The sequence below is a fragment of the Kocuria sp. KSNUG genome (assembly GCF_049532735.1).
GTDB lineage: Bacteria > Actinomycetota > Actinomycetes > Actinomycetales > Micrococcaceae > Kocuria > Kocuria rhizophila.
The window spans coordinates 1,597,789-1,617,011 of sequence record NZ_CP150981.1; the positions used below are offsets into that span (position 1 = coordinate 1,597,789).

Annotated in this window: 19 protein-coding genes, 1 tRNA gene and 1 other RNA gene; 15 read left to right on the forward strand and 6 right to left on the reverse strand. The window is 71.8% G+C overall.

Annotated elements, in window-relative coordinates:
- Together nrdR and AABM36_RS06905 are read left to right on the forward strand one after the other, a co-directional pair.
- Positions 1 to 666 (forward strand): transcriptional regulator NrdR, encoded by a 666-nt coding sequence (gene nrdR, locus AABM36_RS06900; RefSeq protein ID WP_423445446.1) that lies wholly within the window; start codon positions 1 to 3, stop codon positions 664 to 666.
- A gap of 112 nt (positions 667 to 778) precedes the next feature.
- A complete protein-coding gene (locus AABM36_RS06905; RefSeq protein ID WP_423445448.1) occupies positions 779 to 1,420 on the forward strand; it encodes a GNAT family N-acetyltransferase in 642 nt (213 codons plus the stop codon).
- A gap of 69 nt (positions 1,421 to 1,489) precedes the next feature.
- Here the strand turns inward: AABM36_RS06905 and AABM36_RS06910 are convergent, their stop codons facing one another.
- Both AABM36_RS06910 and AABM36_RS06915 read right to left on the reverse strand, forming a co-directional pair.
- A complete protein-coding gene (locus AABM36_RS06910) occupies positions 1,490 to 1,954 on the reverse strand; it encodes a hypothetical protein (RefSeq protein ID WP_423445450.1) in 465 nt (154 codons plus the stop codon).
- 424 nt (positions 1,955 to 2,378) lie between these two features.
- Positions 2,379 to 2,454, reverse strand: a tRNA-Val gene (locus tag AABM36_RS06915).
- Between the two features lie 381 nt (positions 2,455 to 2,835).
- Here AABM36_RS06915 and gndA point away from each other — a divergent pair.
- Complete coding sequence (gene gndA / locus AABM36_RS06920) at positions 2,836 to 4,293, forward strand: NADP-dependent phosphogluconate dehydrogenase (RefSeq protein ID WP_019310721.1); 1,458 nt, start codon at positions 2,836 to 2,838, stop codon at positions 4,291 to 4,293.
- 109 nt (positions 4,294 to 4,402) lie between these two features.
- Here the strand turns inward: gndA and epsC are convergent, their stop codons facing one another.
- The 3 genes from epsC to msrA all read right to left on the reverse strand — a co-directional run bounded on the left by epsC (position 4,403) and on the right by msrA (position 6,689).
- Positions 4,403 to 4,987 carry a serine O-acetyltransferase EpsC gene (epsC, locus tag AABM36_RS06925; protein WP_019310720.1) on the reverse strand — a complete coding sequence of 195 codons (585 nt, stop codon included), beginning with the start codon at positions 4,985 to 4,987 and terminating at the stop codon, positions 4,403 to 4,405.
- A 111-nt stretch (positions 4,988 to 5,098) separates the two neighbouring features.
- Entirely contained in the window at positions 5,099 to 6,034 is a 936-nt protein-coding gene (cysK, locus tag AABM36_RS06930; RefSeq protein WP_019310719.1) for a cysteine synthase A, read from the reverse strand.
- A gap of 115 nt (positions 6,035 to 6,149) precedes the next feature.
- Positions 6,150 to 6,689: a peptide-methionine (S)-S-oxide reductase MsrA gene (gene msrA / locus AABM36_RS06935; protein WP_035885325.1), complete on the reverse strand. Its 540-nt coding sequence runs from the start codon at positions 6,687 to 6,689 to the stop codon at positions 6,150 to 6,152.
- Positions 6,690 to 6,760: 71 nt separating this feature from the next.
- Here msrA and AABM36_RS06940 point away from each other — a divergent pair, with 71 nt between their 5' ends.
- From AABM36_RS06940 to AABM36_RS06955, 4 genes are all read left to right on the forward strand, one after another.
- The gene (locus tag AABM36_RS06940; protein WP_019310718.1) at positions 6,761 to 7,645 is read left to right on the forward strand and encodes a Nif3-like dinuclear metal center hexameric protein; all 885 of its coding nucleotides are present in this window, start codon (positions 6,761 to 6,763) and stop codon (positions 7,643 to 7,645) included.
- Between the two features lie 162 nt (positions 7,646 to 7,807).
- Positions 7,808 to 8,533, forward strand: coding sequence for a zinc ribbon domain-containing protein (locus AABM36_RS06945; protein ID WP_124109606.1), 726 nt, complete (start codon positions 7,808 to 7,810; stop codon positions 8,531 to 8,533).
- 118 nt (positions 8,534 to 8,651) lie between these two features.
- Positions 8,652 to 9,030: RNase P RNA component class A (rnpB, locus tag AABM36_RS06950), an RNA gene on the forward strand.
- Positions 9,031 to 9,044: 14 nt separating this feature from the next.
- Positions 9,045 to 9,818: a YaaA family protein gene (locus AABM36_RS06955; RefSeq protein ID WP_423445454.1), complete on the forward strand. Its 774-nt coding sequence runs from the start codon at positions 9,045 to 9,047 to the stop codon at positions 9,816 to 9,818.
- Positions 9,819 to 9,872: 54 nt separating this feature from the next.
- On the opposite strand, the gene def is transcribed toward AABM36_RS06955, so the two are convergent.
- A complete protein-coding gene (def, locus tag AABM36_RS06960) occupies positions 9,873 to 10,442 on the reverse strand; it encodes a peptide deformylase (protein WP_019310715.1) in 570 nt (189 codons plus the stop codon).
- Positions 10,443 to 10,706: 264 nt separating this feature from the next.
- Here def and AABM36_RS06965 point away from each other — a divergent pair, with 264 nt between their 5' ends.
- The 8 genes from AABM36_RS06965 (at position 10,707) to AABM36_RS07000 (ending at position 18,999) form a co-directional block, all read left to right on the forward strand.
- Positions 10,707 to 11,786, forward strand: coding sequence for a glycosyltransferase (locus AABM36_RS06965; protein WP_124109610.1), 1,080 nt, complete (start codon positions 10,707 to 10,709; stop codon positions 11,784 to 11,786).
- Positions 11,783 to 12,844, forward strand: coding sequence for a glycosyltransferase (locus AABM36_RS06970; protein WP_423445457.1), 1,062 nt, complete (start codon positions 11,783 to 11,785; stop codon positions 12,842 to 12,844). The genes AABM36_RS06965 and AABM36_RS06970 overlap by 4 nt, the downstream gene beginning before the upstream one ends.
- Positions 12,841 to 13,893: a glycosyltransferase gene (locus tag AABM36_RS06975; RefSeq protein WP_423445459.1), complete on the forward strand. Its 1,053-nt coding sequence runs from the start codon at positions 12,841 to 12,843 to the stop codon at positions 13,891 to 13,893. The genes AABM36_RS06970 and AABM36_RS06975 overlap by 4 nt, the downstream gene beginning before the upstream one ends.
- Positions 13,890 to 14,735, forward strand: coding sequence for a glycosyltransferase family 2 protein (locus AABM36_RS06980; protein WP_423445461.1), 846 nt, complete (start codon positions 13,890 to 13,892; stop codon positions 14,733 to 14,735). Before AABM36_RS06975 ends, AABM36_RS06980 begins: the two co-directional genes overlap by 4 nt.
- A 21-nt stretch (positions 14,736 to 14,756) precedes the next feature.
- Positions 14,757 to 15,410, forward strand: a complete 654-nt coding sequence (locus tag AABM36_RS06985) for a DNA-binding response regulator (RefSeq protein ID WP_423445462.1) — start codon at positions 14,757 to 14,759, stop codon at positions 15,408 to 15,410.
- Positions 15,411 to 15,483: 73 nt separating this feature from the next.
- Positions 15,484 to 16,392, forward strand: a complete 909-nt coding sequence (locus AABM36_RS06990; protein ID WP_423445464.1) for an SDR family oxidoreductase — start codon at positions 15,484 to 15,486, stop codon at positions 16,390 to 16,392.
- Positions 16,393 to 16,503: 111 nt separating this feature from the next.
- On the forward strand, positions 16,504 to 17,802 hold the full coding sequence (locus tag AABM36_RS06995) for an APC family permease (protein ID WP_186319738.1): 1,299 nt from the start codon (positions 16,504 to 16,506) through the stop codon (positions 17,800 to 17,802).
- Between the two features lie 12 nt (positions 17,803 to 17,814).
- The gene (locus AABM36_RS07000; RefSeq protein WP_144802864.1) at positions 17,815 to 18,999 is read left to right on the forward strand and encodes a zinc-dependent alcohol dehydrogenase; all 1,185 of its coding nucleotides are present in this window, start codon (positions 17,815 to 17,817) and stop codon (positions 18,997 to 18,999) included.
- The last annotated feature ends 224 nt before the right edge of the window (positions 19,000 to 19,223 follow it).

The following is a 19,223-nucleotide window of genomic DNA, read 5'->3' on the forward strand; positions in this document are numbered from 1 at the left end:
GTGCACTGTCCGTTCTGCCGTCACAACGACTCCAAGGTCGTGGACTCCCGCACCTCGGACGACGGCACCTCCATCCGGCGCCGCCGCCGCTGCACCGAGTGCGGCCGGCGCTTCTCCACGCTGGAGACCACCTCGATCTCCGTGATCAAGCGCTCCGGAGTCACCGAGCCGTTCGACCGCCAGAAGATCGTCAACGGCGTGCGCAAGGCGTGTCAGGGGCGACCCGTGAGCGAGGACGATCTCGCGATGCTCGCGCAGGAGGTCGAGGAGTCCATCCGCGCCTCCGGCAGCGCGGAGGTGGAGGCGCACGACGTGGGCCTGTCGATCCTGCCGCCGCTGCGCCGCCTGGACGTGGTGGCCTACCTCCGGTTCGCGTCCGTGTACCAGGCGTTCGAGGATCTGGAGGACTTCGAGCGCGCGATCGACGTGCTACGGGACCAGCAGGCCGAGCTCGCGGGCCAGCAGACGCTCGTCCCGCCAGCAACGCGCTCCGCCGCGGCACACGCCGCACGACGCCGCGCCGCGCGCCGGGATGCGCCGGGCGAGGAGCCGGAGTCCGCACGGAGCGCCGGGACCACGGACGAGGACCAGGACGAGAAGCCGGCCCCGCGGCGTCGTCGGGCGAAGAAGTCCGCGGACACGGTCACCCAGCCGCGGCTGCTGTAGGCACGCAGCCCCCGCAGCCGTCGCGGCCGCGTTCCGGTTCCACCGCAGGTCAGACCGGGTGCGGCATCGCGGCGGACTCTCCCGGTGACGCATCAACTGTTAGCCTGGGGGTGTGACGCAGAACAGTAACCGCCCTGTCCAGCCCGTACCGCAGCTCGAGATCGTCCCCGCGTCCCGCGCGGACACCGACCGGACAGCCGCGGTGCTCGCCGAGGCGTTCGCGACTGATCCGCACGTGGTCGGTCTGCTGCCCCACGGCGATGTGCTCGAGGCCCTCACCCTGCTGTGGCGGCGCATCATACGGGAGGCGTTCGCAGCGGGCGGCCACGTCTACCTGGCCGTGCGGCCGGGGGAGGAGCGTCCGCTCGGTGCCGCCCTGTGGACCGCCCCGGGCACGAAGGTCTCCTTCCCCCGGATGCTGCCTGGCGTGGTGAGCTACGCCCGGATCTTCCGCACCCGTTTCCCGGACGCACTCGCCACCGAGCTGCTCACGCAGCGCGCGCAGCCGACGTCCCCCCACTGGTACCTCAAGGCGCTGGCCACGGCGCCGGGCGCCCAGGGCACAGGGGTGGGATCCCGCCTGCTCGAGGACCGTCTGGCGGACATCGACCGGCAGCACGCCGGGGCCTACCTGGAGGCCTCCACCACCGACCTGGTTCCGTACTACGAACGCTTCGGCTTCCGTTCCCGCGGTCCCGTTGCCTGCCGTGGAACGGTGCCTGCGATTGGGATGTGGCGTCCACCCGCCGACTGACTCCACGTGGCGGCCCCGGATCGACCGAGGCCCCGCACCGGGTCGCGCCCACCGGCACGGGTGGCGGGGTCAGCCGGCAGGCGGGGCGGGAGGCGGTTGCGGACGCCGCCGAGGGACCGTCCCCAACTCGACCACCGCCGCGATCAGCGCGGCCAGCGCGCCGATCCAGGCACCGTGGAAAGCGGTCATGGAGATCTCGTCCGCCGTGCGCTGCGTGAGACCCCACCGTTCCAGGGGACTGGGAACCGTGGTTCCGCGGGGGTCTACAACATCCCCCAGTGCCAGTCCGAGGAGGATCTGCATCAGCCAGTGGAACAGCAGGAAGCCCGTGCTCCACGCCCCAGCGGCGTAGGGCATCACCAGGCAGGCGCGCGCCGTCACGAGAATGGCCAGCACCGCGCCCGCGATCCACGCGATGGGCAGGCCGACGACGAGGTGGATGACCGCGTGGAGTCCCTCGAGCCCGAAGCCCACCCGCAGGTTGAAGAGCAGTGGCGGGAGCCCCAGGACCACGGGCCACACGAGCCACGCCACGAGCCGCTCCAGTACGGACGCTGGGCTGGCACGCCTCCTCGAGGGGCGCCCCGGTCGGTAGGGGGCCACCCGGGCGCGCGACGGGCCGCTCACGAGACCGCTCCCGCACAGGGACGAGAGGCGACGCCGCACGGGCACCCGGCCGGTGGCACGGTCGCCCGGGGCGTGCTCGCGGCGGCCCTTCTTCCCCGCGCCGGCTCGCCGCTCCCGCCCGCGCAGCACCGTGTCCATCCCGGGCCGCTCTGCCCGCCCATGATCCCCGTGAGTGTGTTCACGCGCCCACGCTAGACACGCGGGGAAACCACCTGGAAGGGGTGCGGGCCCGTCTGTGGACAGAGCCACGGCTGCGGAGTCCCGTGCACCACGGGTCGGGGACCCGGAGATGCAGACGCCCCGCCCGTGCGAGGACGGGCGGGGCGTGCGCTGGTGGGCCCTGCCGGGATCGAACCGACGACATCTACGGTGTAAACGTAGCGCTCTACCAGCTGAGCTAAAGGCCCGGGATCGGGTGGGCACGACTGGAGCAGCTGCCAGCACCCGATTGGGAGTCAGCCTACCGTTCGGTCGGGTCCCCGCCCAGGACGGGTGGGGTGAGCTTGCACACGTGCCGCTCATACGGAGCTGTCCGGTTTGACACGAGCGCGTCACCTGGCGTTAAGATGATGGGGCAGTAGGCGGGAGGCCGCAGCTGTTCACCAGGGGACGCTGGTGCGCTTGATCGCCTTCGGGCGTGACAGATACGGCGGTTCGATTCCGTCGGTCTCCACCGCGAGGGGAACCCCGGAGCCATACGGCTCCGGGGTTTTTCGCATTGCGTGCCCACCCACCCGCGCCATGCACGGGTCTGCGCGCTGTCGGTCCGGGTGCGTAGGCTAGGAACCATGGCTGCAGAAAAGAAAGCTGATATCGGTGTCACCGGCCTTGCCGTGATGGGCGCCAACCTTGCCCGCAACTTCGCGCACCACGGCTACACCGTGGCGCTGCACAACCGCTCGTCCGCCAAGACGGATGCGCTGATCCAGGAGCACGGCTCCGAGGGCGACTTCATCCGCACGGAGACCATGCAGGAGCTCGTGGACTCCCTCGAGCGCCCGCGCCGCGTACTGGTCATGGTCAAGGCGGGTGCGCCCGTGGACTCCGTGATCGAGCAGCTCACCCCGCTGCTGGACGAGGGCGACATCATCATCGACGGCGGCAACTCCTACTTCCAGGACACCCGCCGCCGTGAGCGCGAGTGCGCGCAGAACGGGCTGCACTTCGTGGGCGTCGGCGTCTCCGGTGGCGAGGAGGGCGCGCTCAACGGCCCCTCCATCATGCCGGGTGGCTCCGAGGAGTCGTACAGCACACTGGGGCCCATGCTCGAGGACATCTCCGCCAAGGCGGACGACGGTGCTCCCTGCTGCGCGTGGATCAGCACGGACGGCGCCGGGCACTTCGTCAAGATGGTGCACAACGGCATCGAGTACGCGGACATGCAGGTGATCGGCGAGGCCCACGAGCTGCTGCGCTCGGTGGCCGGGCTCGAGCCCGCCGAGCAGGCAGACGTGTTCGACGAGTGGAACACCACCGAACTGTCCTCCTACCTGATCGAGATCACGTCGCAGGTGCTGCGCCAGGTGGACCCGAAGACCGGCAAGCCGTTCATCGACATCGTCGCGGATGCCGCGGGCCAGAAGGGCACCGGGCGCTGGACCGTGCAGGAGGCCCTGGAGCTCGGCTCCCCGGTCACCGCGATCGCCGAGTCCGTGTTCGCCCGCGCGCTGTCCTCCTCCGAACCCGCCATGCGCAAGGAGGCCCAGGAGGTGCTGCCCGCGGGCATCGGTGACACCACCGAGGACGTGGTGAAGGACCCGGAGTTCGTGGACGACGTCCGCAAGGCGCTCTACGCGTCCAAGCTGGTCTCCTACGCCCAGGGCCTGGACATGCTCACCATGGCCGGACGCGAGTACGGCTGGAACCTGGACCTCGCCTCGATCGCGAGCCTGTGGCGCAACGGCTGCATCATCCGCGCCGAGCTGCTGAACGTGATCATGGCCGCCTACGAGGGGGACAAGGCCCCGCTGAACCTGCTGTTCGCGCCGGAGTTCGTGAAGTCCATCGAGGACGCTCTGCCGGCCTGGCGCCGCGTGGTGGCACGCGCCGTCGAGCGCGGCATTCCCGCACCGGTGTTCTCATCCGCGCTCGCGTACTACGACGCGCTGCGCCGCCCGCGCCTGAACGCGGCACTGACCCAGGGGCTGCGCGACTACTTCGGGGCGCACACGTACAAGCGCGTTGACGACCCGGACTCCAGCTTCCACGTGCTGTGGAGCGGGGACCGCTCCGAGGTCGTTTCCTGAGGCGGTCGCGCGGCGTCGTCGTGGGACGCAGCGCATGAGAACGGGCCGGGTTCCCCGCGGGGAACCCGGCCCGTTGCGCATTCCTGGAGCCAGGTGCAGTGCCGCCGCGTCAGATCCACATGGCGGGGTCCACGTACGCGGCGGGGTCCACGAGCGGGGCCTTCTTCTCGGGCGTGCGGGGGCGGACCTTGCCGGGGATGCCGGTGACGATCGAGTCCGCGGGGACGTCCTTGACCACCACGGCGTTGGCGCCCACGGCAGAGTCGTGCCCCACCGTGATGGGCCCCAGCACCTTGGCACCCGCACCGATTGTGACCCGGTCCTCCACCGTGGGGTGGCGTTTCACGGGCGCCAAGGACCGCCCGCCCAGGGTCACACCGTGGTAGAGCATCACGTCGTCACCGATCTCCGCGGTCTCGCCGATCACCACGCCCATGCCGTGGTCGATGAAGAAACGCCGACCGATCGTGGCGCCGGGGTGGATCTCCACGCCCGTGGCGAAGCGCGCCAGCTGGGACACGGTGCGCGCCAGCAGCCGACGGTCGGGGTTCTGCCACAGCCGGTGGGACAGCCGGTGCGCCCAGATGGCGTGGAGCCCCGAGTAGTTCAGGACGATCTCCACGCTGGAGCGGGCCGCCGGATCGTGCGTGCGGGCGGTCTCGAGGTCCTCGTGCAGTCTGCGCCAGAAACCCACGCGTGCTACCCCCTGGTGTGGAACGGGGCGGGCACCGGTGAACCGGTGCCCGCCGATGTGCAACGGATGCTCGGGACGGGTGTCCCGCGCCCCGGGCGGTCTGACCGGGGCTCAGCCCCGGATGTCCTCGTACAGGATGGTGGAGACGTAGCGCTCGCCGTAGTCGCACACCACGGCCACGATCAGCTTGTCCCGGTTCTCCTCCTTGGCGGCCTCCTGCAGCGCGGCCCAGATGATCGCGCCGGTGGAGATCCCGCCCAGGATGCCCTCCTTGCTGCCGAGCTCCCGGGCGTAATGGACCGAGTCCTCCACGGTGACGTCGTAGACGTCGTCGTAGATCTCGCGGTCCAGCACGTCCGGCACGAAGTTGGCGCCCAGCCCCTGGATCTTGTGGGGGCCGGCCTTGCCCTCGGTGAGCAGCGGGGAGTCGGAGGGCTCCACGGCGACGAGCCGGACCTCCGGCTTCTGCTCCTTGAGGTACTTGCCGGCACCGGAGATGGTGCCGCCCGTGCCGATGCCGGCGACGAAGACGTCCACGGCGCCGTCGGTGTCGTTCCAGATCTCGGGTCCGGTGGTCTCGTAGTGGATCTGCGGGTTGGCGGGATTCGCGAACTGGCTGGCCAGGACGGCGTTCTCGGTGGTGTCCACGATCTCCTGGGCCTTGTCCACGGCGCCGCGCATGCCGTCCGCGCCCGGGGTGAGCACGATCTCCGCGCCGTAGGCGCGCAGCATGACCCGACGCTCGGTGGACATGGTCTCGGGCATGGTGAGGATGACCTTGTAGCCGCGGGCGGCACCCACCATGGCCAGGGCGATGCCCGTGTTGCCGGAGGTGCCCTCCACGATGGTCCCGCCGGGCTTGAGCTGCCCGGACGCCTCGGCGGCGTCCACGATGGCCTTGCCGATCCGGTCCTTCACGGAGTTGGCGGGGTTGTAGAACTCGAGCTTGACCGCCACGTTGCCGGGGAGGTCCTTGTCCAGCTGGTTGAGGCGCACCAGGGGGGTGCCCCCCACGATCTCCGTGACGTCGTTGTAGATCTTGCCCATCACTTGTCTCCTTGTCCTGTGGTGTCGCAGTTCTGCGGTATCGCACTCGCGGCACGGCGGTGCCGGGCGAGTGCCCGGAATCCGTGTCAGCGTAGCCCCGGGTTCCAGCGGTCTCTCAGTCCGTGAGCCACGCGGCGTAATGTTGGCGAACCTTCGCGAGCTTGGGGTTGATGATCACCTGGCAGTAGCCGTTGAACGGCTGGTTGCCGTAGAAGTCCTGGTGGAAGTCCTCGGCCTCGTGCAGCGGGCCCAGTGGCTCCACCGTGGTGACCACGGGGTCGTCGAACAGCTCCTGGGCGCGCACGATGGCGGCCTCGAAGAGGCGGCGCTGCTCCTCGTCCGCCGGGAACACGGCTGAGCGGTACTGCGTGCCCACGTCGTAGCCCTGGCGGTTCAGGGTGGTGGGGTCGTGACCCGTGAAGAACAGGTCCAGGATCACGTCCGCGGGCACCACGTCCGGGTCGAACACGACCTCCACGGCCTCGGCGTGGCCGGTGGTTCCGGAGCACACCGATTCGTAGTCCGGGTGCGGGGTGTGCCCGCCCGTGTACACGCTGCGCACGCTCTGCACTCCGCGCACCCTGCGGTACACGGCGTCCAGGCACCAGAAGCAGCCACCGGCCAGCACGAACGTCTGCGGCGTCGATGAAGTCATGCCCAGTACAACGCGTGGCGCGCCAGAAGATTCCCCGCCCGTGGCGGAGGCCGCGCTCCTAGGATGGGGCCATGAGCACCGATCAGCCGTCATCCGATCCGCACCCCACGGTCCAGGACGTCGTCGCCGCGGCGGACGCACTGTGGCCCTTCCGGCTCCAGGAGGACTGGGACGCGTCCGGTCTGGTGCTCGGGCGCCCCGAGGCCCCGGTTCGGCGCATCCACCTGGCCGTCGATCCCGTGGCCGGCGTGGTCCGGGAGGCCGTGGATGCAGGAGCCGACCTGCTGCTCACCCACCACCCCCTGCTGCTGCGCGGCGTCACGTCCGTGGCCGCGGACGGCTTCAAGGGTCGCGTGGTCCACGACCTCGTGGAGAACCGCTGCGCCCTGCTGTGCTGCCACACCAGCGCGGACTCGGCCCGCCGCGGCGTCTCGGACGCCCTGATCGCGGCGTGCGGTGTCGGGCCCGACGACGCCGCTCCGCTCGTTCCGCACTTCTCCGACCCCCGCACGGGGCTGGGCCGTGTGGGAACCCTGGACGAGCCGGTGACCCTGCGGGAGCTCGCCGAACGGCTGGCGCGGCGCATCCCGCCCACGGTGCAGGGACTCCGGGTGGCGGGTGACCCGGACCGGCGCGTGAGCACGGTGGCGGTGTGCGGCGGCTCGGGGGACTCCCTCTTCGACGTCGTGCGCAGCCACGGCGCGGACGTCTACGTGACCGCGGACCTGCGCCACCACCCGGCGTCGGAGGCCAGGGAGCGCGCCCTCGGGCCGGGGGAGCACGGCACCCCCGCGCTGGTGGACGCCGCGCACTCCGCGAGCGAGGCCCTGTGGCTCCCGTGGGCCGCCGAGGACCTGCAGCGCGCGCTGACTGCCCGCGGCTTCGCGGTGGAGATCCACGTGAGCACGCTGCGCACCGACCCGTGGGATCTCACGGTGGCCACCCCGCCGCAGTGAGACGCCACGGGCGGGGTGGCCCACCGGAGGCATCCGGGCTCCCGCCGCGCACCAGCCACCCGTGAACCGCGCGGTGGCACCGCCCGGAGCCCCCGCCCCGCCCACCACCCGCCCCGCGGCACGACCGTCCCGGCAGCCGCACCCGGACCCCAGGAGAAGCTCATGACCTCGTCCCGCTCCGCACTGCCCGCTCTGCTCGACCTCCAGTCGGTGGACTCCCAGATCCTGACCACGCTGAACCGGGCCAAGGCCCTGCAGAGCTCGGAGACCGTGGCCGGGCTCATGCGGCGCCGGTCGCAGGCCATCGCGGCGGCCCAGGAGCTGGACGCCACCCAGCGCCGGGCCCAGGACGCGGTGGAGAGCGCCGAGGCCGCGGTGTCCGCGATCCAGGCCAAGATCGACCGGGACACGCAGCGCCTCAACGCGGGAGGCACCTCCAAGGACCTCATGGGCATCCAGCACCAGATCGACACGCTCACGGCCCAGCGCGCAGCCGCGGAGGAGGCGCAGCTCGCCGCGATGGACCACGCGGAGGAGGTCGCGGCGGACCGCGAGCGCAAGCTGCCCCTGCTGCGCGCGGCGGATTCCGAGGCCCGCGCGGCGGTGGCGGAGCGGGACGCGGAGCTCGCCGCCCTGAAGGAGCAGCACGCCGCGCTGGGGGAGCAGCGTTCCCGGCTGGCCGCGGCCACGGACGCGGGCCTGCTCGCCCGTTACGACGCGCTGCGGACCGCGCGCGGGGGCGGCCGGATCGCCGTCGCCCGCTGGGAGCACGGGACGTGCGGTGCATGCGGCACCCGCTTGAGCCCCGCGGACGCCGCCGCGCTGGAGGCCACGCCGGAGTCCATGATTCCGCAGTGCCCCGAGTGCTCGGCCATGCTCGTGCTCTGACGCGTGGGTCGGCCCACGCCCGGGCCCCGGGGCGGCGTGAGCGGATCGCATGCTCCGGCCGCGTCCGCCGGTCGGGGAACGGCGGGGCGGCCTTCTCGCGCGGTAGGATCGGGGCGGACAGGTGGGCCGGGCGACCGCGCGGCGTCGTCGTTCGCGACGGCGCCTCGAGGAAAGTCCGGGCTCCGCAGAGCAGGACGGTGGGTAACACCCACTCGGGGAAACCCGCAGGACAGTGCCACAGAAAACAGACCGCCCGCCACGAGCGGGTCAGGGTGAAAAGGTGGTGTAAGAGACCACCAGCGCGCCGGGTGACCGGTGCGGCTCGGTAAACCCCGTCCGGAGCAAGGCCATGCAGGGCGCGTTCGAGGGCTGCTCGCCCGAGCGTCCGGGTAGGCTGCTCGAGCCGTGCGGCAACGCACGGCCTAGATGGATGGTCGTCACCGCGGTGCGGGCAACTGGCCGCGGCACAGAACCCGGCTCACAGGCCCACCTGTCCACCTACACTCGTGGGGTGCTGATTCTGCTGCCGCCCTCCGAGTCGAAGACCGCGCCCGCCGAGGGCGCCCCCCTGGACCTGGCCGCCCTCCACCTGCCCGCGCTGACACCGCACCGCGAGTGGCTGGTGCGGCGCCTCGCCGAGGTCAGCGGGGGAGAGGACGCGCTGCAGGTGCTGGGCGTCGGCCCGTCGCTGGCCGCCGACGTCGCCCGCAACCGGCAGCTGCGCACCGCACCCGCCGCGCCGGCCCTGGAGGTCTACACCGGGGTGCTCTACGACGCACTGGACGCCGCGACCCTGTCGCCCAGGGCCCGCGAGGTGGCGGACTCCTCACTGCTGGTGATCTCCGCGCTGTGGGGTGCGGTGCGCCCCACGGACCGGATTCCGGCCTACCGGCTGTCCATGGGAACCGCGCTGCCGGGCACGGGAAAACTCAGCAGCTGGTGGAAACCGCGCCTCGCACCGGTGCTGGACGAGCTCGCCTCGGACCAGGTAGTTGTGGACTGCCGCTCTGCCGCCTACGCCGCGGCATGGAAGGCACCCGCGCCCCGCACCGTCACGGTGCGCGTGGAGCAGGAGAAGGCGGACGGCACCCGCTCGGTCGTCTCGCACCAGGCCAAGCACACGCGGGGGCTCGTGGCGCGGGCCCTGTGCGAGGTTCGCCGCGCCGGGGGTGCGCTGGACACGGTGCACGAGGTCCGTGACGCGCTGGCCGAGCGCTGGCACGTGGAGCTGAAGGATCCGACGAGTCGCTCGGCGGGGGTGCTGACGGTGGTGCTGGCACCCTGACCGCCCGTGCCGTGCCGGTGCGGGACGGTCGGCGGGGCGGCGGTGCGCGCGGCGTCAGTGGCCGAAGGGATCCTCGTCCACGCCGGGCAGCCACGTGGAGTCCGAGCCCCACTTCTCACGGGCCACGGCCTTGCGGGCCCTGCGCGACCACTTGGGGTTGAGCCGGTCCACATACAGCTTGCCGTCCAGGTGGTCGTACTCGTGCTGCATCACCCGGGCGAACCAGCCGTTGGCCTCGAACGCCACGGGATCCCCGTTCTCGTCCTGGCCCGCGATGCGCACCCACTCCGCGCGCTTGAGCGGCCACGCCTGGCCGGGCACCGACAGGCAGCCCTCGGCCTCCTCGTCCGGGTCCGGGGCCACCTCGGAGATCTTCCCCGTGGTGAGCACCGGGTTGACCAGGGTCCCGCGCGGGGCCACCCCGTCCTCGTTCTCGAAGAGGTAGGTGAAGATCCGCAGCCCCACCCCGATCTGCGGGGCGGCAAGACCCACGCCGTGGGACGCGTCCATCGTCTCGTGCATGTCCGCGACCAGGGTGCGCAGGGCGTCGTCGAACTCCGTGACCCGGGCGGCGGGCCGGTGCAGCACGGGGTTGCCGGAGATCACAATCGGACGGATGCTCATGCGGGGGTACCTCGGGATTCACGGGTCTACGGTGCGGCGCCCGGGCCGGGGCCCGGTGCTCGGCGGAGCCGCATGCGGCGGCGCCCAGCCGAAGCACAATATATCGTGTCGGAACCGTCAGTAAGATGTGTATCCTCGCCGGAGTGCAGCACGGGAACCTGCACCGGGCGTTCTGCCCGTTCCGGTCCCGTCCGCTCCCGACCCGGCGTCCCGCCGGTGCCCATCCGTGGGCCCGGGCCCATGAACCGCAGGAGGTGCCACCGAGTGAGGGTCGCGTCACTACCCCACGGCCACGCGTACGTGCAGCACCTCAGCGATCCCGCCGGGGACCACGGTGTCACCCGCCTGCCGGATCCCGCTCCCGCACGAGCCGTGCCGGGAGCCGCGTGGTGGCCGCTGGTCATGCTCGACGAGTCCTGGATCCGTGCCCACTGCGAGGACTTCGACCTCTACCACCTGCACTTCGGCTTCGACCAGACCCCGCCCGGGACTCTGCAACGCATCGTTGACACCCTCCACGGGCTCGGCAAGCCGTTCGTCTACACGGTCCACGACCTCCGCAACCCGCACCAGGTGGATCCCGCCGCCCAGGACGCCGCCCTGGACGTCCTGGTCCCCGCCGCGGACGGTCTGATCACGCTGACCCCCGGCGCCGCACGGACCGTCGAGCAGCGTTGGGGGCGTGAGGCCACGGTCATCCCGCACCCGCACGTCCTGCCGCTGGACCGGTGGCAGCCCCGTGGGCCCGTGGGACCGGCCCCCACCGTGGGGCTGAGCTTCAAGAGCATGCGCGCGAACATGAACCCTCTTCCTGTGGCCCGGCTGCTGCTGGAGCGCGCGGCCCGGGGTCAGATCCGGCTGGTGCTCGACGCGCACACGGACGTGGTCACACCCGGTGAGCGCCACCACGACCCCCGGGTGGCGCAGCTGCTGGACACGGCCCGCTCCACCCCGCACACCCGGGTGGACGTCCACGGGGTCTACACGGACGAGCAGCTGTGGGAGCACCTTCGTGGTCTGGACCTCTCGGTCCTCGCCTACCGCTTCGGCTCCCACTCCGGATGGCTGGAGCTGTGCCACGACCTCGGCACCAGGGTGCTCGCGCCGCACACGGGTTTCTACCACGAGCAGCACCCCGGGGTGCTCGGCTTCGACTGGGACCACAGCGGTCGACCGGACGAGGGTCAGATCGACGCCGCCCTCGCCTCCCTTCCCGGCAGCCCGCCGTGGCAGGCGTCCGCCGAGGAGCGCGCGGAGCAACGACGCCGGATTGCCGCCTCCCACACGGAGGTCTACCGGCGCGCGTCGGCCGCGCTCGGCCGGACGGGAGGGGATCCCGCATGAAGGTCGCCCTCCTGGCGCACGACCGCTTCCCCATCATCCCGCCGTTCTCCGGCGGTCTGGAGTCCTTCACGTGGCACCTGGCCCGCGGGCTGCGCGCGAGGGGCATCGACGTGGTGGTCTTCGCCGCACCCGGTTCCGACCCCCAGCTGGGCATCGAGGAGCTGGACGTGGAACCGCTCGTGCTCAGTGACGAGGCCCGCAACGACGTCTCCATGCCCCCGGAGGCCCAGGTGCGGGAGACGTTCTCCTACCTGCAGGTCATGCGGGCGTTCGCGTCCCGGCCGGACATCGACGTGGTGCACAACAACTCCCTGCACTTCCTGCCCATCGTGATGTCCGCAGCCATCCCGCAGCCCTTGCTGACCACGCTGCACACCCCCGCCACGCCGTGGCTCGAACCCGCGCTGCGCCTCACACCGGCCGCCCACACGGTGGCCGTCAGCGATTCCGTGGCGCAGCTGTGGAGCACGGTCACGCCCGCGCGCGTGATCCGCAACGGCGTGGACCCTCACGAGTGGCGCCCGGGTCCGGGCGGGGACGCGCTCGTGTGGTCCGGACGGATCGTGCCCGAGAAGGCCCCCCACGTGGCCGCCCTGATCGCGATCAAGGCGGGGTGGCGGCTGCGCATCGCGGGGCCCGTGGCGGACCGGCAGTACTTCGAGACGCGGTTGAAGCCCCTACTGGACGAGAACGTGACCTACGTCGGTCACCTGGACACGGACCAGCTCCGCGAGCTCGCGGGCCGCAGTGCGGCGAGCCTCGTGACCCCGGCGTGGGAGGAGCCCTACGGGCTGGTGGCCGCCGAGGCCATGGCCTGCGGCACCCCCGTCCTCGCCGTGGCCCGCGGTGGTCTCAGCGAGATCGTGCGTTTCCCCGGCGGTCTCACGTCCCAGCCCGGTGCGAGCGAGGCGGAGACGGTGGCCGCAGCGGCCGCGATGCTGCCGCTCGTGGTGGGCATGGACCGGGCGCGCGTGCGGCGCTACGCGCTCGAGAACTGTTCCCTGGACGCCACGGTGGACGCCTATGCGCAGCTCTACCGGGAGCTGGTGCGCGCGTGATCGGCTACTACGTGCACCACCACGGCCTGGGGCACCGCAACCGGGCCACCCAGATCGCGCGTGAGCTGAGCGTTCCCGTGCTGGGCTTCAGCACGCTCGAGTGCCCGCCGGACTGGCCGGGGGAGTGGGTCCAGCTGCCGCCGGACACCACCGACCAGCCGGAGGACCCCACGGCCAACGGGGTGCTGCACTGGGCGCCCCTGGGCCACCCCGGGCACCGCGAGCGGATGGGGCTGCTGGCCGATCGTCTCCGCGCCGACGTGGACCTCATGGTCACGGACACCTCCGCCGAGGTCACCCTGCTGGCCCGGCTCATGGGCGTTCCCACGGTCGTCATGGCCATGCGCGGCGACCGCACCGACCGCACGCACCGTGCGGCCTACGACGCCGCCACGGCCCTCGTCGCGCCGTGGTCCGCCGAGACTGCCGAGCCGTACTGGCCCGAGGAGTGGAACCGCAAGACCACGTTCACCGGAGCCATCTCCCGCTTCGACGCTCCCGTGCGGGATGCCGCCGGGGTGGGGAGGCACCCGCTGCAACCCGCCACGCCGGCCACAGGAGCCGACGCCGCCGAGCCGCCGAGCGGCGTCGTGCACCGTGGGAGCGTGCTGGTTGTGTGGGGCCGTGGCGGGACCGTGGTGGGGGACGCGGAGATCGCCGCGGCCCGGGCCGCGACGCCCGGCTGGCGCTGGACCGTCCGCACCCCGGACGCGCCCTCCCCTGACCTGTGGCGTGAGCTCCACGAGGCCGCCGTGGTGGTGACGCACGGTGGCAACAATGCCGTGGCCGAGCTCTCCGCCGCGCGTGTCCCCGCCGTGGTGGTGGCCCAGCCGAGACCGCACGACGAGCAGCTGGCCACGGCCGCAGCCCTGGAGCGCGCCGGGATCTGCGTGGGCCTCGAGCACTGGCCGTCACCCGCCGACTGGCCCGTGCTCCTGGAACGCGCCCTCACCCTGGGTGGGCAGCGGTGGGACGTGTGGCGCCACGGCGACGGCGCCCACCGGGTCGCGGCGGCCCTGGAGGCCCTGCTGCGAGGGGAGAGGCCATGAGCACGGCCGTGGTGACGATCGCCAGTGGGCGGCACACCCACCTGCGGCGGCAGAGGGAGTGGCTCGCGGTGCAGAGCGAGGCCCCGCTGGTGCACGTGGTGGTGAGCATGGGGGACCCGCAGATCGGCGGGGTGGTGCGGCTGCGCGCGGACCTTCCGAGCGACGTCGTGGAGCTGGAGCCGTGCGACGAGCTGCCCCTGGCCGCGGCCCGCAACGCCGGTGTGCAGCGGGCCGCGCAGCTCGGCGCGGACTCCGTGGTGCTGCTGGACGTGGACTGTCTGCCGCACCGGGACCTCGTGCGCGACTACTCGCGCGCGCTGCGCGAGCTGCGCGGGAAGCACGCGGTGGTGAGCGGGCGGGTGCAGTACCTGCCGGAGGGGATGACCGACGCGGAGCACACGCCCGAGGTCGCGGCCCGGCTCGGGCGCGACCACGCCGCACGCGTGCTGCCCCCGCCCGGGGAGCTCGTGGCCGCCGACCCCCGTATGCTGTGGTCGCTGTCCATGGCCTGTACCGTGGCCACGTGGAACGCCGCCGGGGGATTCGACGAGCGCTACGTGGGCTACGGCGGCGAGGACACGGACTTCGGCCAGCGGATCGCCGCGGTCGGCGGAGGACTGTGGTGGCTGGGTGGCGCGGCGGCCTACCACCAGCACCACCCATCGCAGTCGCCTCCGGTGCAGCACGCGCGGGCGATCGCGCGCAACGCGAACATCTTCCGCGGGACGTGGGGCTTCGACCCCATGGAAGGGTGGCTTCACGAGCTGGAGCGGCTGGGACACCTGCGCCGTGAGGGGAATGAATGGTCTGCGGTCGAACATTGTTCGACCGATGATGCGTGAGCTTACTATTATGCTCGTCGGGTGACAGACGCACGCTCGGAGATCTCGCTCGCCCTCATCAACGACTACCCCGTGATCGTCGAAGGACTCGGGCGCATGCTGCAGGACCACCCCCGCCTGAGGGTCGTGGAACGCAATTCGGAGGGACTGCCCGACGGCGGTGCGGACCTCGTGCTCTACGACGCGTTCGCCGCCACGGAACGCGGCACCGCAGAGGTGCCCCGTTTGATCGCGGAACCGCGCTTCCGCAAGGTGGTCATGTACACGTGGAACGTGAGTGCCGACCGGGTGTCCGAGGCCATGGACATGGGTATCGACGGATTCCTCTCCAAGGAGCTCAGCGCCGCGGACCTGGCCGAGGCCCTGGTGCGGGTGCACGAGGGTCAGCGCGTGGTGTCCCCGGAACCCGTTCGGGAGGACATCGCCCTGCCGGACTGGCCGGGCCGCCCCGAGGGTCTCTCCGCGCGGGAGGCGGAGGTGGTGGGGCTCATCACCCAGGGGTTCACCAACGACCAGATTGCGCGCAGCTGCTTCCTGAGCATCAACTCCGTGAAGTCCTACATCCGTTCCGCGTACCGCAAGATGGGCGTGGAACGCCGCAGCCAGGCCGTGCTCTGGGGTGTGCAGCACGGGATGGACCCCAGCGACCAGCCGGGGCCCACTCCCGGCTCGTGAGCATTCCCGCCCCGGTGACGGCCACCCCGTCAGGTGGGTGACGGCCCCGCAGTCCGCGGGGCACAATGGGATCATGACGGAAGACAAGTTCGCAGCAGACAAGAACGCACAGCAGCTCGCCGGCGAGGACGGCGGCTTCCCCGAGCAGGAGCAGACCCCTCCCGGGCTGTCCACGGACATGACGCCGTTCCCGGACCACGGCGAGCAGAACTGGGTGGGCCGCGGTCGGCTCGAGGGCCTCAAGGCCCTCGTCACGGGCGGCGACTCCGGGATCGGCCGTGCGGTGGCCATCGCCTTCGCCCGTGAGGGTGCGGACGTGGCCATCAACTACCTGCCCGAGGAGCAGTCCGATGCCGAGGACACCCGGCAGTGGATCAAGAAGGCCGGCCGAAAGGCGGTCCTGCTCCCCGCGGACCTGCGCGAGGAGTCCCAGGCGCGCGGCGTCGTGGACCAGGCCGCCGAGCAGCTCGGCGGACTGGACATCCTGGTCAACAACGCGGGCTTCCAGTGGGCGCGCCGGGACGGCGGCCTGCAGGGACTGAAGACCGAGGAGATGGACCGGGTCTTCAAGACCAACCTGTACGCCCTGTTCTGGGTGTCCCAGCAGGCGCTGTCGTACCTCACGGAGGGCTCGTCCATCATCAACGTGAGCTCCATCCAGGCCTACGACCCCTCCGAGAACCTGATCGACTACGCCTCCACCAAGGCCGCGATCAACAACTTCACGGTCAACCTGGCCAGTGAGCTGGGGGAGAAGGGCATCCGCGTCAATGCCGTGGCCCCCGGGCCCATCTGGACGCCGCTGCAACCCGCCACCAAGGCGGGTGAGGCCATGCCGGCCTTCGGCGGCGACACCCCGCTGGGCCGGGCCGGCCAGCCGTCGGAGATGGCCGGTGCTTTTGTGTTCCTGGCGAGCCCCTCGGAGGCGTCCTACGTCTCCGGCACGGTGATCGGCGTGACCGGCGGCAAGCCGGTCTTCTGATCCTCCGCGGAGGGCAGTGGCACAGTGGGTGCAGCGGCGTGGTCGCTGCACCCACTGCCGTGTCCGGACCCCGTTGACCCAGAGACAAAGCCCGATGCGCAGGGAGACTCCGTGACCACTCAGCCCACCATGCAGCGCCGCCTGGGACTCGGCGACGCCGTGGCCATCGGCCTCGGGTCGATGATCGGCGCGGGCATCTTCGCCGTGTTCGCGCCCGCGGCCCGGACGGCCGGCACCTGGTTGCCGCTCGCCCTGCTGCTCGCGGGGCTCGTGGCGCTGTGCAACGCGCTGTCCTCCGCCCAGCTGGCCGCGCAGTACCCCGTGGCGGGCGGGAGCTACGTCTACGGCCGGGAGCGCCTGGGGCCCTGGCCGGGATTCTTCGCGGGGTGGTGCTTCATCACCGGCAAGACCGCCAGCTGCGCGGCCATGGCCATGACGTTCGCGGCCTACGCCGTCCCCGGTCCGTGGGAGCGGCTCGTCGCCGCGGCGGCCGTGGTCGCCCTCGTGACCGTCAACTGCCTGGGGGTCAGCCGCACCGCACGCGCCACCAAGATCCTGGTGGCTCTGGTTCTCGCCGTCCTGGCGCTCGTGGCGCTGGCCGGAGTGCAGTCCGGAGTCTCCGCAGGAGTCGCACCCTTTTCCTCGGCCCCGCCCGCGGGTGCCTACGGGGTGCTGCAGGCCGCGGGGCTGCTGTTCTTCGCGTTCGCCGGGTACGCGCGGATCGCCACCATGGGCGAGGAGGTCCGCGATCCCGCCCGCACGATCCCCCGCGCCATCGTCATCGCCCTGAGCGGCGCTCTCGTGGTCTACGGCGTCCTCGCCATGCTGTCGCTCGCGGTCCTCGGCCCCGCCGCGCTCGCCGCCTCCACGACGCCGCTCGCGGACCTCGCCGCGGTCGGCGGCTGGGACTGGACGGCCCCGGTGGTGCGCCTGGGCGCAGCCGCCGCGACCCTGGGTGCCCTGCTGGCGGGGATCACGGGCATTGCCCGCACGTCCCTGGCAATGGCGCGCACGGGGGACCTGCCCCGGCCCCTCGCCGTGCTGGACGTGCACCACGGGGTGCCGCGCCGGGCGGAAATCGCCCTCGGCGCGGTGGTGGTGCTGCTGGTCCTCACGGGGGACGTCCGCCAGGTCATCGGCTTCTCGTCCTTCGGTGTGCTGCTGTACTACCTCGTGGCGAACCTCAGCGCGTTCACCCAGACCGGTGAGCACCGCCGGTATCCGCGGGCCGTGTCCGTGCTGGGGGCTTCCCTGTGCGTACTGCTGGTGGCCACCCTGCCGTTGACCTCCGTGCTCGCGGGCGTGCTGGTGCTGTGTGCGGGAGTGCTGTGGCGGGTGCTGCGGCTGCACCGCACGGCTCCCCGGTCAACGGGCCCCCGCAGGGGTGGTGACGGGAAGCCTCGTCGGTGATTGACTGGGGGCATGCGTGCACTGACATGGCAAGGACTCGGCGACGTCCGGGTTGAAAACGTTCCCGATCCCGTGCTGCAGGACCCCACGGACGCGATCGTCCGGGTGACCTCCACGGCCATCTGCGGCTCGGACCTGCACCTCTACGGGGTGCTGGGCCCGTACATGCACAAGAACGACGTGCTGGGCCACGAGTTCATGGGCATCGTGGAGGAAGTGGGCTCCGAGGTCTCCTCCCTGAAACCGGGAGACCGGGTGGTCGTCCCCTTCGTGATCGCGTGCGGGCACTGCTGGATGTGCGACCGCGGCCTCTTCGCGGCGTGCGAGACCACGCAGATGCGTGAGATGGGCACAGGGGCGGCCCTGTTCGGGTTCTCGTCACTCTATGGCGCCGTGCCCGGTGGCCAGGCCGAGATGGTCCGGGTGCCCCACGCGGACTTCGGCCCGGTGAAGCTCCCCCAGGACTTCGACGACGAGCGCTTCCTCTACCTCAGCGACATCCTGCCCACCGCGTGGCAGGGCGTGAAGTACGCGAACGTGGGGGAGCAGGACACCCTGGCGGTGCTGGGCCTCGGCCCCGTGGGCCAGCTGGCGGTGCGCTCCGCCAAGCTGCAGGGCGTGCAGCGCGTCATCGCAGTGGACCTCGTGGACGAGCGCCTGGCCACGGCCAAGAGCTGGGGCGTGGAGACGGTGGACCTGCGCGAGGTGGACGACGTCTCCGAGACGCTGCGCGAGATGACCGACGGGCGCGGTCCGGACGGCGTCCTGGACGCGGTAGGCATGGAGGCCCACGGCAACCCGGTGGCGGAGAAGATCGTCGCGGGTGCGGCCCGGTTGCCCAAGGCCCTGGGTCGAAAGACCATCGAGACGGTGGGGATCGACCGCCTGGACGCCCTGCACAGCGCGATCCACAGCGTGCGCCGCGCGGGCACGGTGTCCCTCTCCGGTGTCTACGGTGGGATGGCCGACCCCATGCCCATGATGGAGATGTTCGACAAGGGCATCACCATGCGCATGGGCCAGTGCCACGTCCGTCACTGGACGGACGAGCTGCTGGAGATCGCCAGCCGCCCGGAGGACGTCCTGGGGCTGGAGTCCCTGGCGACCCACCACGTGTCCCTGGACGACGCCCCTGAGGCGTACAAGATGTTCCAGGAGAAGAAGGACGGCTGTCTCAAGGTGGTCCTCAAGCCGTAGGGCCTGGTTCGAACGGCGGCCGGTCGCTTCCCCCGCGGGGCGGCCGGCCGCCGTCGTGCTGTGCTGAGGCGGGTCGCACGGGGCTTCACCGGGATGCGGGGGTGCCGAACGCCGGGCCCCGCGCACCGGGCCGGTGGTTCGTGGCGGCACGCGAGTCCGGTCTCGGGGGAGGGCTGGTCCGAGGGGCAGCGGCCCGGACACGAAGAACGCGGCATCCGCACCGG

Bases quoted from the DNA above. Each gene is read 5' to 3' on its own strand.
- gndA (WP_019310721.1), top strand. From the start codon at position 2,836: ATGGCTGCAGAAAAGAAAGCTGATATCGGTGTCACCGGCCTTGCCGTG.
- cysK (WP_019310719.1), bottom strand. From the start codon at position 6,034: ATGGGCAAGATCTACAACGACGTCACGGAGATCGTGGGGGGCACCCCC.
- msrA (WP_035885325.1), bottom strand. From the start codon at position 6,689: ATGACTTCATCGACGCCGCAGACGTTCGTGCTGGCCGGTGGCTGCTTC.
- AABM36_RS06940 (WP_019310718.1), top strand. From the start codon at position 6,761: ATGAGCACCGATCAGCCGTCATCCGATCCGCACCCCACGGTCCAGGAC.
- AABM36_RS06945 (WP_124109606.1), top strand. From the start codon at position 7,808: ATGACCTCGTCCCGCTCCGCACTGCCCGCTCTGCTCGACCTCCAGTCG.
- def (WP_019310715.1), bottom strand. From the start codon at position 10,442: ATGAGCATCCGTCCGATTGTGATCTCCGGCAACCCCGTGCTGCACCGG.
- AABM36_RS06970 (WP_423445457.1), top strand. From the start codon at position 11,783: ATGAAGGTCGCCCTCCTGGCGCACGACCGCTTCCCCATCATCCCGCCG.
- AABM36_RS06980 (WP_423445461.1), top strand. From the start codon at position 13,890: ATGAGCACGGCCGTGGTGACGATCGCCAGTGGGCGGCACACCCACCTG.
- AABM36_RS06990 (WP_423445464.1), top strand. From the start codon at position 15,484: ATGACGGAAGACAAGTTCGCAGCAGACAAGAACGCACAGCAGCTCGCC.
- AABM36_RS07000 (WP_144802864.1), top strand. From the start codon at position 17,815: ATGCGTGCACTGACATGGCAAGGACTCGGCGACGTCCGGGTTGAAAAC.